This window comes from Hymenobacter roseosalivarius DSM 11622 (genome assembly GCF_900176135.1).
Lineage (GTDB): Bacteria > Bacteroidota > Bacteroidia > Cytophagales > Hymenobacteraceae > Hymenobacter > Hymenobacter roseosalivarius.
Genome location: NZ_FWWW01000099.1, coordinates 21,824 through 34,551, shown reverse-complemented (window position 1 = coordinate 34,551; position 12,728 = coordinate 21,824). Strand labels below are relative to the sequence as shown.

The window sequence follows — 12,728 nt, the reverse complement described above, 5'->3', positions numbered from 1 at the left end:
AGCACAAACAAGTTTACAATCTTGTGCATAGCCACATTTGGCTTGTATACCATTTGGTGGCAATACAAAGTGTGGCGCTTTTCAAGCAGTATCAGCAGTCCGATAGCTGGCCAGTGCTTCGCGCCATCTTTAGCCTTTTTACCGTTGCCCAATTATTAAAAGAAGTACGAAGGTTTGGGATACGGCAATCCGTTCCCGCTACCTATAACTCGGGTGGTTTGACGACAGGCTACATTCTTCTTAATTTGATGGGGCGCTTACCGGACCCGGCCTGGTTAATTGCAGTGCTAGCATTCACTTGCCTCATACCAGCACATAAGGTTTTTAACGCGGCGCTACTAGCGTCGGCGGATGTGCAAGCCACCAATCAGCCCCGCTTCAGCATGCGGCAGCTTTTCCTGCTTGTCGCTTTCGGCATACTGTGGATTCTCTCTATACTAGGAATGCTATTGCTTGAAGAGGAGCTTTAAACTAAAAGCTGCCCTGCAACTCAGCGAGTAAGAGCGTTTTCCACGCCTCCACCAGCCGCTTTTCCTCCAGAAACTGCCGGCCCAGAAGCACCAGCTGCTTCTTAAGCTCCTGGGGGGCTTTTTCATACCTGTTCAAGGTATAAGCCACCAGCGGCTCGTTTCTGAAGTCCGCCACCTGCGCCGCAGTAGGCAAGGCAGTAGCTTCGATGTTGGCCAGGCGACCCAGCTCATTGCCCGTCAGTACATTGGAATTGCGCATATGCTCGGGTAGCTGGTCAATGCCGATGCCCATGTTGCGGTTGGGCTTGGGCACTTCAAACAGGCCGCTGCCCGCGGCGCGGCAGTACCAGTCGCCGCCGAGGCGGGCAATAGCATCGAGCTTAAACGGGTCGATGCCGGTGCCGCTGGGCAGCAGGATATCCTCGCGGAAATGAGCCATTACCACCCGGCAAATGACGAGGTTGCCGGCCCCGTTATTCTGACCCAGCTCAATTACCTGCTCTACCACGCACTCAAAGGCGGCTGGGGCTTCAGCCACGCGTGGCGGCTTCACCTTCTGACTGGGCAATTCCGTAAAACCGGCTTTTACGAACTCGTTTACGCCTTTTTCATACTCCGTGCTGGCCAGCGACATCTGCTCTACCATTGCATAGTCGCAGATGTGAATCACGACTTCGGGCACCTCGCGCACGTTTTGCAGGGTGTGCTTCTGCGAGTTGTCACGGACGCGGTTGGCGGGTGAGAACACCAGAATGGGTGGGTTGGAGCCGAAGCAGTTAAAAAAGCTGTACGGGCTCAGGTTTACGTTGCCCTCGACATCTACGGTGCTGGCGAAAGCCACGGGGCGCGGAGCCACGGCCCCCACCAGAAACGGGTGCAGCTCGCTGGGCTTTATCGTGGCCGGATCGATAGTGCGGAAGGCGGGAGGCGCGGACATGAAAGAATAATTGGGGACGAGAAAAAAGGCAATTGTAGCTTCAAGGCAGTAAACATATACTTCTCTACCCGATGCAGAACCAGGCATTAAGCAAAACCCTGAGCTACGTGCTCCGCCATAAGCCCGAAGAATTTGGACTAGCGCTGGACGCCGAAGGCTGGGTGAGCGTAGCCGATTTGCTCAGCGCTTTGCAGGCCCGTCAGCACCAGGTTACCCAGGCGCAACTGTACGAGGTAGTGGCCACAAACGACAAAAAACGGTTCAGCTTATCGGCCGCCGGCGCGAAGATACGCGCCAACCAAGGGCACTCCGTAGCTGTGGAGCTGGGCTTAGCCCCGACGACTCCGCCCGAGCTGCTCTATCATGGCACGGCTACGCGCTTTCTGGCTTCCATTCGCGCTAGTGGTCTGCACAGCGGCAGCCGGCAGCATGTGCATCTGTCCGCCGATCCCGCCGCGGCTGTGGCGGTGGGGAGTCGGCATGGAAAGCCCGTAGTGCTGACGGTGCAAGCGGGCCGGTTGCATCGGACTGGGGGGCAATTTTACCTGTCGGCCAATGGCGTTTGGCTGACGGTATCAGTTCCACCTGAATACTTAGAACCAGTAGCGTAGTAAATACCACAATCAATCTTCTGCATGCCATTGCCTGGGTTTGCTATTATAGGTAACATCAACAAGTGCACCTGAATAATATCTTAGCCAGAACATGTGGCCTAAGGGTTCTTTGGCTGCTGAAACTGTGTACGTGAAGGATCGAGTGTGTAATAATCCTTGAGCTGTGGAGGGGATCTTATCTAAATGCCGCGGCACCAGCTGCTCCAGCGACTCGGGATAGTGTCCGTGCTGCTTTTGGTAAGCATACACTTGCTGAATAACAGTGTCGGCCTGGCGTTTGGTTAATGCGTTCTGCCATCTATATATGGGTATCATAAAGGAGACACTAAGAAAGGTAGCTACTACGGCTGCACCCAGGAATCTGCGCAGCATTACAGCTATTTCTGAGGACCCAAACCCCCACAGAAGGACGTATAGTACTAAAGCAAACAGCGAGAGAAACCATTGAATTCCTGATAACAGTGGTTCGCTGGCTTGCGTGTGCAGGCATAACATAATTGCTAGCATTATCCCTGTGCGCTGTAGCGAAGCGCGGCCAACAGATAACTTCACGACTTATAAGGTTTAGCTAATACTTGCGCAGTTTAGGCATTTACGTTTGTTCTTTCTAATGGCGCTGCTAAGCTGTCTGTCTGCTAGCGCTAGGGCTGCCCTACCCGCCTGCGGCAGCATGTGCTGGCCCTGGTCAATACGCCCCAGCCCCGCAACTACCTGCACTTTGCTTCCCTGAATCAGGCGGCCAGCTACATCGAGCGAGAGCTAACAGCCGCCGGGGCCCGCCTCAGCGACCAACCATACGAGGTTGGGGGGCAAATTTACCGCAACGTCATTGGCTCCTTCGGTCCCGCCGATGGGCCGGGCCTCGACTTTTCCGATCATCTCAATTACTGGCACTTTGGCTACTCCGCCGTGCTGGTCACGGATACTGCTTTCTACCGCAACAAGCATTACCACGAGCCTACCGATACGCTTGACCGCCTGGATCTGCGCCGCCTGGGTCTGGCGGTAGATGCCGTGCTGGCGGCATTAGTGGGGTCGTGAGTATTGCTGTTATGCTGGTTATGAGAAGGTTGCGGGCAGCTTGGGAGCAGGCCGAAAATAAGTCCATTTACTATATAATTAGCTAATCTGCTATATCTTTACTAAATAGATATAGTTTTTTGCTTTCCGCCCTAACTTCTTTGCCATGACCAAGCCATCCTGCCCCAAATGCGACACCACAGAAGCCACAAAAAGTGGCGTTGTAGGCGGCAGGCAGCGGTATAAGTGTAAGAATTGCGGCTACCATTTTTCGGTGGCGAAGGTAGGGCGCGAAGTCAATTCGTACTACGTCATTAAGGCGCTCCAGCTCTATATAGAAGGCGTGAGCTACCGCGAGATTGAGCGCTTGCTGGGCGTGAGTCATGTGAGCGTGATGAACTGGGTGAAAAAATACGGCGTGAAAGCCCCCCGGCAGACCGACTATCACCCCACGTATAAAATACTCAATCAGAAAGAGCTAGCTGAGTTTTTTCAGGACCCGCAGCAACTAAAAGGAGCAGGGCTGGTGGTTACGGAGCTGGGCGATAAGTACATGATGATTCGCTGGGAGCGGTTTAAGGGCGGGTAGAGCTATATCTGTTAGCAGAAGTATAGCAAGAACGTGCTTTCGCTGCGGAGATTTTCCTACTTGGTTGGGCCGAGCCGGGAAAATGCCCCCTGGTATCGGGTAGTTGATCCCTCTCTTCCCACCCAACTCATCCAGACCCTATGCGAACAGCCCGTTACGCGTTGGCCGTCAGTGCCCTACTCGCCGCCGCAAGTGCCTCGGCCCAGGTGCAGCCCCCACCCGCCGGCGGACAGCCTGCCCCGGCTCCGGCGCCCCTCAATACGCCGCCGCCCACGCCGGCCCCCGTCGAAGCGGTGCCCTACGGGGCTGGCATGAAGGTGAATATCTCGCCTGATGGCTCGAAGTACCTGCGCTTTATCAGCTGGCACCAGGTCTGGACGCGCTACAACGAGAATAATGAAGGCTCGCAGCGCGTACCGGGTAAGCCCCAGAGCAACCAGCTCGACTTTGGCCTGCGCCGCTCGCGCTTTCTGCTGCTGGCCCAGCTGAATCCGCGTTTTCTGGTGCTTACGCACTTTGGCATCAACAACCAGAACGCCGTCAGCGGCGGGGCACCCAACGAGCCCACTGGTCCCGGCAAAAAGCCCGGGCTCTTTCTGCATGAGGCCACGGTAGAGTACAAGGTAAACCAGTACCTAAATATTGGTGCCGGGATGCACTATCAGAACGGCATTTCGCGCATGACGCGGGCCAGCACGCTGAACTTTCTGGCCATAGACGCGCCCATCGTCAACTGGCCCACCATCGACGCCATCGACCAGTTTGCCCGCTGGCTTGGCGTGTACGCCAAGGGCCGGGTGAGCAAGTTCGACTATGCCGTGTCGATAAACGACCCATTTGCCACTAATCAACTCGCCACGCCCGCTACTATTCCCACCAATGTAGCCCAGTATAATCCTCGGGGAACGGATAAGGTGTACCAAGGATACTTCAGCTACGAGTTTCTCGACCAAGAAGCCAATTTGCTGCCCTACGCGGTGGGGTCTTATCTGGGTACCAAGCGGGTATTTAACATTGGCGCGGGCTTTTTGCATAATGAAAATGCAATGTTCTCACGGCCTGGGGCGCTGCCCACGCCCGTGCCCGCCGACCCGTTTGCCACTATTCCCACCCGCACCCACGACCTAAATGTGCTCTCAGCCGACGTATTCTTTGATACGCCCCTTAACAAAGACGCCGGCACGGCCTTCACGGCTTATGGAGTGTATTATAAGTACGATTTCGGCCCTAACTACGTCCGCAATATTGGCCTGCTGAACCCCAGCGCTGCCGGGGGCAGCACTCCCATTCCGGGGGCTGGCCCTATTCGCGGCAACAGCTTCCCCGTGGTGGGTACCGGCAACGCGCAGTACGTGCAGGCCGGCTACTTATTGCCCAAGAACCTGCTGGGCACCAAAGCCCGCTTGCAGCCCTACGCCGCCTATCTGCGCGGCAGCTACGAGGGGCTGCGCACCAACGACGGTGACCGCCAGGGAGTACATGTATTCGATGCCGGCGCTAACCTGCTCCTCGATGGCCACAATGCCAAGCTGACCCTGAACTACCGTGCCCGCCCCGACTTCACCAACCCGGATAACCTGGACTACAAGCCGGAAATCACGCTGCAAACCATGGTCTTTCTGTAAGCCGGTTCAGAAAATGCCCCCCGGCCATGAGTACATGCTCATCAGATAGCTAGAAGCATCATCACCCCACAACAAAAAACTCTCAATCAACATGGAAAATACTGTAAAGCCCGGCTACGGCGCAGTAGCGGACGCGCCCGTCGAGCACGATAACAATGCGGTGTCGGAGGGCAAGATTTGGCAGGTTATTACGGCCTCGTCAGTCGGTACCGTTATCGAGTGGTACGACTTCTACATTTTCGGCTCGCTCACGCCCATCATCTCCACGCTGTTTTTCCCCAAGGAAAACCCGGTAGCGGCCTTGCTGAGTACGCTGGCCCTGTTTGCCACGGGCTTCGTGGTCCGGCCTTTTGGGGCTATCGTGTTTGGCCGCCTCGGCGATATGGTGGGCCGTAAGTACACCTTCCTGCTCACCTTGCTGCTCATGGGCGGCTCCACGTTTGCCATTGGCCTGGTGCCCACCTACGCCAGCATCGGGCTGGCGGCTCCGCTCATCCTGCTGATCCTGCGCCTGGTGCAGGGCCTGGCGCTGGGGGGCGAATACGGCGGCGCTACTACCTACGTAGCCGAGCACTCGCCTGACAGCCGGCGCGGCTACTACACCAGCTTCATTCAGACCACGGCCACCATTGGCTTGTTCGTGAGTATCGCCGTGATTGTGGGCACCCGCTTTGGGGTGGGCGAGGCCGACTTCAAAGTCTGGGGCTGGCGCATTCCCTTCCTGATTTCCTTTTTTCTGGTAATTGCCTCCTACTACATCCGGCGCAAGCTGCACGAGTCCCCGCTGTTTGCCAAGGCTAAAGCCGAAGGCACGACCAGCAAAAGCCCCCTGCGTGACTCCTTCATGAAGCCTGAAAACCGCCGCCTCGTGATCCTGGCGCTGTTCGGAGCTACCATGGGCCAGGGCGTGGTGTGGTACACCGGCCAGTTTTATGCCTACTTCTTCCTGCAAACCGTACTCAAGGTCGATCTGGTGCAGGCCAGCATTATTCTGTGCGTGGCCCTGTTGCTGGCCACTCCGTTCTTCATCTATTTTGGGTCCCTCTCAGACCGCATCGGCCGCAAGAAAATCATCATGATGGGCCTGCTGTGTGGTGCCCTGTTCACCATTCCGATTTTCTACGGCATGAAGGCCTTTGCCGGCCCGATAACCGAGGTAACACCCGCTACCGTAGACGCGGCCGGCGCGGCCGTGCCCGCCGTGATGAAGGCCCTTACGCCCAACATGCCCGCGCTTATTGCCCTGGTATTCTGCCTGGTATTGTTCGTGACGATGGCGTACGGCCCGATTGCCGCCTACCTGGTCGAGCTGTTCCCAACCAGCGTGCGCTACACCTCTCTGTCGTTGCCTTACCACATCGGCAACGGTATTTTCGGGGGCCTGGTACCGCTGATTGCCACCGCGATGGTCGCCTGGGCCGCCACCCAGCCCAGTGGTTTCCTGCAAGAGCACAGCATCTACTTCGGCCTGGTGTATCCGGTCGTTATTGCCCTGATCAGCCTTATCATCGGCACTATCTATATGAAAGACATTCGCAACGTCAAGATCATGGACTAAACCCTGACCGCGAGCGACTTTTTGTAAAAGTCCGTCGGGCCGGTGGCGCGGCGGACTTTTTAAGTTGAAAAGCGGGCAAAACCCGGACTCGGTGGCGGAGTGGGGGGCTTTTAGCAACGAATGCGTACATTTTATCCGCAGCCTTTCACGGCCTGACCAAGGCTGCCGGGCCGCCGCCATCTTTGGTTTGGCAATTCAACACTTCTTGGCTCATCCTCTTACTCACCTGCCCATGTCGCCCCAGGAACAAGCCGAGCAGCGCCGGGGCCAGCGCCTGCTCTTCGTAAGTTTACTGTTCGCGGTCCTGCTCAACTTCCCGCTGCTGGCCGTCTTCGACCATGCCGGGCAGCTGGGGGGCATTCCGGTGCTCTACCTCTACGTACTGCTGGCCTGGTTGGCGCTGGTGCTGCTCACCGGCTGGCTGGTGCGGAGAAACAATGAGCAATGAACAACGAACAATTTTGATCTCGTTTGCTAACTGCTAACTATTCACTGTTTACTGCTCATTGCTAATTGAATAAGCTGCTCGTCATTGGCTTCTCGTTTGGCTACCTAGCCCTGCTGTTCGGCGTGGCCTACGCGGCGGAGCGTCGGTCGGCCGCGCGCCGGTCGCTGGTGAGCAACCCCTACGTGTACGCCCTGAGCATGGCCGTGTACTGCACCGCCTGGACGTACTACGGCAGCGTGGGCCACGCCGCCCGCCACGGGCTGGAGTTCGTGGTCATCTACCTGGGCCCCACGCTGCTGGCTCCGGCCTGGTGGCTGGTGCTGCGCAAAATCATTCGCATCTGCCGCTTGCAGCGCCTCACTTCCATCGCCGACTTTATCTCGGCCCGCTACGGCAAAAGCGCCTCGCTGGGAGCTTTGGTCACGGTGGTGTGCGTGCTGGGCATTATTCCGTATATCTCGCTGCAAATCAAAGCCATTGCCGCTTCCTTCGACATCATGACCCGTGGCGCGGCCGCGGCCAACACGGTCGTCGCCGGCGGGGCCGCCGCCAACTCAGCCCTGTACACGACGGTGGCCCTGGCGTTTTTTACCATCATCTTCGGCGTGCGTTCCGTGGAGGCCACCGAGCGCCACGAGGGCATGGTGCTGGCCGTGGCCGTGGAGAGCCTGGTGAAGCTGATTGCCTTTCTGGGCGTCGGGTTGTTCGTCACGTTTGGGCTGTTCGATGGCTTCGGCGACGTATTTGAGCAAGCCGCCGCCGCGCCCGCCCTCAACCGCCTGTTTACCCTGAGTGGGGCCGGCACCAGCCCTACGCAGTGGCTCACGCTGCTCCTGCTCAGCGTATCGGCTATTCTGCTGCTGCCCCGGCAGTTCCAGGTGTCGGTGGTAGAGAACGTGAACGAGGACCACCTGCGCAAGGCCATGTGGCTGTTTCCGCTTTACCTCATCATTATCAACCTGTTCGTGCTTCCCATCGCCTTTGGTGGGGTTCTGCTCTACGGCGGCAGCGGGCTCGATGCCGACACGTTTGTGCTGGCCCTGCCGTTGAACTCCGGGCAGCGCTGGCTGGCGCTGCTCACCTACCTGGGGGGCTTATCAGCCGCCAGCAGCATGATTATCGTCGAAACCATTGCCTTGAGCGTGATGATGAGCAACAACCTGCTCATGCCCCTGCTGGTGCGCGTGCCGGCCGCCCGCACCGAAATCCGGACCCGTTGGTTTGCCTACCTGAGCCAGGTAGCCCTGCAAAGCCGCCGTCTGGCCGTGGTGCTGGTGCTGCTGCTGGCCTACGGCTACTACGCCGTGGTGGGGCATCTGCTGCCCCTGGTCAATATCGGGCTGGTGTCGTTCGCAGCGGTGGCCCAGTTTCTGCCCGTAGTACTGGGCAGCTTGTACTGGAAGGGCGGCACCCGGCAGGGGGCCACAGCGGGCATTCTGGGGGGCTTTCTGGTCTGGTTTTTTACCCTCGTGCTGCCCACGCTGGTGGGGCCGGGCCTGCTGCCAACGTCCCTGCTCACGGATGGGCTGCTGGGCCTGAGCGGCCTGCGGCCCTTCGCGTTGTTCGGGATGGAAGGCCTGGACTATCTCTCGCACGGCTTGTTCTGGAGCTGGTTCTTTAATGTGGGCCTCTATTTGGGCGTGTCGCTGGCCGGCCGGCCGACGGCGCTGGAAGAGCGCCAGGCCGACGTGTTCGTGGACGTGTTCCGCTACCGGACCGTGTTTGAGGAGCCCAGCGGCTGGCCCAGCACGGCCGCCCCGCTACCCGATCTGCGGGCTTTGCTCACGGGGTTTTTAGGTAAAAAGCGCACCGCCCAGGCCCTGCACGCCTTTGCCGAGCGCTTTCCCGACGCCGACAACCACTCGGCCGACGCCATTGCCCTGCAGGCCGACCCGCGCCTGGTAGCCTACGCTGAAAAGCTGCTGGCCGGTAGCATCGGCCCGGCCTCGGCCCGGCTGCTATTATCATCGGCGGTAGGAGTGGAGGAAATCAGCTTTGATAACGTGGTGGGCATCCTGAAAGAATCGCAGCAGGTGCTGGAAGCCAACCGCCAGCTCCAGAAGCAGTCGCGCCAGCTCCAGCGCCTTACCGAGGATCTGCGCGACGCCTACACCCAGCTCCAGGAGCTGGATATGCGCAAGGATGAGTTTCTGTACACCGTCACCCACGAGCTGCGCACGCCGCTCACCAGCATCCGGGCCCTGTCCGAAATCCTGAGCGACAACCCCGAAATCGAGGAGGAGGAGCGCCTGCGGTTTCTGCATACCATTACCCGCGAGTCGGAGCGCCTGAGCCGGCTCATTACGCTGGTGCTGGACCTGGAGAAGTACGAGTCGGGCAAGGCCACGCTGGACTGCGCCCCGCTGGACGTGGCCGAAATCATCAACGACGCCATCGAGTCGGTGGGCCAGCTCATGCGCGCCAAGCACCTTCAGCTTGAGGTGGCGGTGCCGCCCGGCCTGCCGCTGCTTTCCGGCGACCGCGACCGGCTGATGCAGGTGCTGGTGAATCTGCTCTCGAACGCCATCAAATCGTGCCGGGCCGACGGCGGGGGACAAATTGGGGTCGTGGTCGAAACCACCAGCGAAGCGCTGCGCATCAGCGTTTTAGATAATGGCAAAGGCATCGATCCAGCCTACCATGAGCTGATTTTTGACAAGTTTTTTCAGGCCCAAAACCAAACCACGCGCAAGCCCGAAGGCTCGGGCCTTGGCCTGGCCATCACCAAGAAAATCGTGGAGCTGCACGCGGGCCGCATCTGGGTGGAAAGCGCGCCGGACCAGGGTGCCCGCTTCTCCGTCGAGCTGCCTACTTCAGCAAGTAATACTTAACAATTGGTAATGAAGAATTGCCCTCAGCGACCCGGAAGAAGATATTAGTCAACCTCAGCAAGCCGCTGCCTTTTTCTTCAGCGAACCTCCGCTTGAACCGACGTTTACCCCACATTCCCCGACCTACGTACCTGCTATGAGACAGCCGCATATCTTAATCGTGGATGACGAGCCAAACATCGTCATGTCGCTGGAATTTCTGATGCGCAAGAACGGCTACCACGTCAGCATCGCCCGCAACGGCACCGAGGCGCTGGAAGCCATCAACCGCACAGCCTTCGACGTGATTCTGCTCGACATTATGATGCCCGACGTAGACGGCTACCAGGTGTGCCGCCACGTCAAGACCCGCCCGGACCGGCAGCAGTCCAAGGTCATTTTTTTGAGTGCCAAAAGCCGGGAGGCCGACGTGCAGAAGGGCTATGAGGTGGGCGCCGACCTGTATATTCCCAAACCCTTCAGCACCCGCCAGCTCGTAAGCAAAGTGCAGGAGCTGGTGGCCGCTAAGGCCGCCGGGTAGGAGCGGAAGCAACAAGCAGAGAACGTCTGCGGAGCCTGACTGGCCTTAGATTACAACCGAACCACCCCATGGAAAAAGCCCCCCACCTACCCACCTACGCCGCGGCCCACGCGGCCAGCCTGGCTGACTCCTCCGCCTTCTGGGCCGGGCAGGCCCGGCAGCTTCACTGGTTCCGGCCGCCGCCCGAGCCGGTTCTGAGTCAGGAGGAGACCACCGGCTTCTACCGCTGGTTTCGGGGCGGGCAGCTCAATACTGCCTACCTCTGCCTCGACTACCACGTAGCGCACGGCCGGGGCGAGCAGACGGCCCTCATCTATGACTCGCCCGTGACCAGCACCGTCCGGCGCTACAGCTACCGCGAGCTGCTCGACCTGACGGCCCGCTTTGCCGGCGGCCTGCGCGGGCTGGGCGTCGCGCAGGGCGACCGGGTGATTATCTACATGCCCAATATGCCCGAGGCGGTGGTGGCTATGCTGGCCTGCGCCCGGCTGGGGGCGGTGCATTCGGTGGTCTTCGGCGGATTTGCCCCCCACGAGCTGGCCGTGCGCATCGATGACGCGCGGCCCCAAGTTATTGTCTGCGCTTCGGCGGGCATGGAGTTCGACCGGCCCATTCCCTACAAGCCGCTCGTGGACGCTGCCATTGCCCAGGCCACGTACCAGCCTGCCCACGTAGTAGTGCTTCAGCGCGAGTTCGTGACGGCCGAGCTGCAACCCGGCCGCGACCTGGATTTTCGGGAGCTGCTGCAAGCCGACCCGGTGGAAGCCGTGCCCCTCGACGCCACCGATCCGCTCTATATTCTCTACACTTCCGGCACTACCGGCAAGCCCAAGGGCGTAGTGCGCGACCACGGCGGCCACGCCGTGGCGCTGAAGTACAGCATGAGCGCCATCTACGGCCTGCGGCCCGGCGAAACCATCTTCACCGGCTCCGATATCGGGTGGGCCGTGGGCCACACCTACATCGTGTACGGGCCGCTGCTGCACGGCTGTACGTCGGTGCTGTTTGAGGGCAAGCCCGTGCGTACGCCCGATGCCGGCACGTTCTGGCGGCTGGTGGCCGATCATAAAGTGAGTATTGTCTCCACGGCCCCCACCGCTATCCGGGCCATCAAGAAGGAAGACCCCAACGGCCTGCTGGCCCGCCAGTACGACCTGAGCACGCTGCGCTACCTGTTTCTGGCCGGGGAGCGCTGCGACCCCGCCACGTATCACTGGGCCGAGCAGGTGCTGGGCGTGCCCGTCGTGGACCACTGGTGGCAGACCGAATCGGGCTGGCCCATGGCGGCTTCCCTGGTCGGGCTGGCCGAAATGCCCCCCGCGCGCGCCGGCTCGGCGGGCCACCCCGTGCCGGGCTACGACGTGCAGATTCTGGACGAGGCCGGCCTGCCCGTGCCCGCCAATACCACCGGGCTGGTGGCCGTGAAGCTGCCCCTGCCGCCCGGCGGTCTGGCTACCCTCTGGCAGGATGATGCCCGCTGCCAGCGCAGCTACTTTGCTACCTTCCCCGGCTATTACCTGGCCGGCGACGGTGGTTACCGGGATGAGGAGGGCTACGTCTTCATCATGGGCCGCATAGACGACGTGATGAACGTGGCCGGCCACCGCCTGAGTACGGGCCAGATGGAGGAACTGCTGGCCGCGCACCCGGCCGTGGCCGAGTGCGCCGTGCTGGGTATTGCCGACGAGCTGCGCGGGCAGCGCCCCGTGGGGCTGGTCGTGCTCAAGGATGGCCAGACCATCGCCGAGGACACGCTGGAGCGGGAGCTGGTCCAGACCATTCGCGCCAAAATCGGGGCCGTGGCCTGCTTCCGGCAGGTGCTTATCGTGAAGCGCCTGCCCAAAACCCGCTCGGGTAAAATCCTGCGCAAGACCATGCGCCAGCTCGCCGATGGCGACGCCTTTGCCGTACCTTCCACCATCGACGACCCGCTGATCCTGGACGAAATCCGGGAGCGGCTGGTCGGGCGGGGGATAGGAATAGCGTTTGAAACCCCACCCCAGTTCCTCCCCGGAGGGGAGGGGCTCTAGTTGTAATTTTCCAGCCTTCAGCAAATTTTTTTCAAACCGCCCCTGACCCCTTCTTTGCTCTACCCCTGGAAAGCTAGCGGTAGAGC

The 12,728-nt window shown here is 59.8% G+C and carries 11 protein-coding genes; 10 read left to right on the top strand and 1 reads right to left on the bottom strand.

The window, feature by feature from the left end:
- The first annotated feature begins 53 nt into the window (after window positions 1-53).
- Window positions 54-470, top strand: a complete 417-nt coding sequence (locus tag B9A24_RS19045) for a hypothetical protein (RefSeq protein WP_143435063.1) — start codon at window positions 54-56, stop codon at window positions 468-470.
- Window position 471: 1 nt separating this feature from the next.
- Here the strand turns inward: B9A24_RS19045 and B9A24_RS19040 are convergent, their stop codons facing one another.
- Window positions 472-1,407: a flavin reductase family protein gene (locus B9A24_RS19040; RefSeq protein ID WP_084447604.1), complete on the bottom strand. Its 936-nt coding sequence runs from the start codon at window positions 1,405-1,407 to the stop codon at window positions 472-474.
- Window positions 1,408-1,478: 71 nt separating this feature from the next.
- Here B9A24_RS19040 and B9A24_RS19035 point away from each other — a divergent pair, with 71 nt between their 5' ends.
- The 9 genes from B9A24_RS19035 (at window position 1,479) to B9A24_RS18990 (ending at window position 12,642) form a co-directional block, all read left to right on the top strand.
- Window positions 1,479-2,018: an RNA 2'-phosphotransferase gene (locus B9A24_RS19035; protein ID WP_084447603.1), complete on the top strand. Its 540-nt coding sequence runs from the start codon at window positions 1,479-1,481 to the stop codon at window positions 2,016-2,018.
- A gap of 675 nt (window positions 2,019-2,693) precedes the next feature.
- On the top strand, window positions 2,694-3,062 hold the full coding sequence (locus tag B9A24_RS22450) for a zinc-binding metallopeptidase family protein (protein ID WP_200813974.1): 369 nt from the start codon (window positions 2,694-2,696) through the stop codon (window positions 3,060-3,062).
- A gap of 145 nt (window positions 3,063-3,207) precedes the next feature.
- On the top strand, window positions 3,208-3,630 hold the full coding sequence (locus B9A24_RS19020; RefSeq protein WP_084447601.1) for an IS1/IS1595 family N-terminal zinc-binding domain-containing protein: 423 nt from the start codon (window positions 3,208-3,210) through the stop codon (window positions 3,628-3,630).
- A 140-nt stretch (window positions 3,631-3,770) separates the two neighbouring features.
- Window positions 3,771-5,255: a hypothetical protein gene (locus B9A24_RS19015; RefSeq protein WP_234997531.1), complete on the top strand. Its 1,485-nt coding sequence runs from the start codon at window positions 3,771-3,773 to the stop codon at window positions 5,253-5,255.
- A gap of 91 nt (window positions 5,256-5,346) precedes the next feature.
- Window positions 5,347-6,813 (top strand): MFS transporter, encoded by a 1,467-nt coding sequence (locus B9A24_RS19010; RefSeq protein WP_084447600.1) that lies wholly within the window; start codon window positions 5,347-5,349, stop codon window positions 6,811-6,813.
- Window positions 6,814-7,018: 205 nt separating this feature from the next.
- Complete coding sequence (locus tag B9A24_RS19005) at window positions 7,019-7,261, top strand: hypothetical protein (RefSeq protein WP_234997529.1); 243 nt, start codon at window positions 7,019-7,021, stop codon at window positions 7,259-7,261.
- A 65-nt stretch (window positions 7,262-7,326) separates the two neighbouring features.
- On the top strand, window positions 7,327-10,092 hold the full coding sequence (locus B9A24_RS19000; protein WP_084447599.1) for a sensor histidine kinase: 2,766 nt from the start codon (window positions 7,327-7,329) through the stop codon (window positions 10,090-10,092).
- A gap of 136 nt (window positions 10,093-10,228) precedes the next feature.
- Entirely contained in the window at window positions 10,229-10,612 is a 384-nt protein-coding gene (locus tag B9A24_RS18995) for a response regulator transcription factor (protein WP_084447598.1), read from the top strand.
- 68 nt (window positions 10,613-10,680) lie between these two features.
- Window positions 10,681-12,642: an AMP-binding protein gene (locus B9A24_RS18990; RefSeq protein WP_084447597.1), complete on the top strand. Its 1,962-nt coding sequence runs from the start codon at window positions 10,681-10,683 to the stop codon at window positions 12,640-12,642.
- Window positions 12,643-12,728 lie beyond the last annotated feature (86 nt).

What these genes read in the sequence shown, in the direction of transcription:
- B9A24_RS19040 (WP_084447604.1), bottom strand. Translation starts at nt 1,407, where the DNA reads ATGTCCGCGCCTCCCGCCTTCCGCACTATCGATCCGGCCACGATAAAG.
- B9A24_RS19035 (WP_084447603.1), top strand. Translation starts at nt 1,479, where the DNA reads ATGCAGAACCAGGCATTAAGCAAAACCCTGAGCTACGTGCTCCGCCAT.
- B9A24_RS19020 (WP_084447601.1), top strand. Translation starts at nt 3,208, where the DNA reads ATGACCAAGCCATCCTGCCCCAAATGCGACACCACAGAAGCCACAAAA.
- B9A24_RS19015 (WP_234997531.1), top strand. Translation starts at nt 3,771, where the DNA reads ATGCGAACAGCCCGTTACGCGTTGGCCGTCAGTGCCCTACTCGCCGCC.
- B9A24_RS19010 (WP_084447600.1), top strand. Translation starts at nt 5,347, where the DNA reads ATGGAAAATACTGTAAAGCCCGGCTACGGCGCAGTAGCGGACGCGCCC.
- B9A24_RS18995 (WP_084447598.1), top strand. Translation starts at nt 10,229, where the DNA reads ATGAGACAGCCGCATATCTTAATCGTGGATGACGAGCCAAACATCGTC.
- B9A24_RS18990 (WP_084447597.1), top strand. Translation starts at nt 10,681, where the DNA reads ATGGAAAAAGCCCCCCACCTACCCACCTACGCCGCGGCCCACGCGGCC.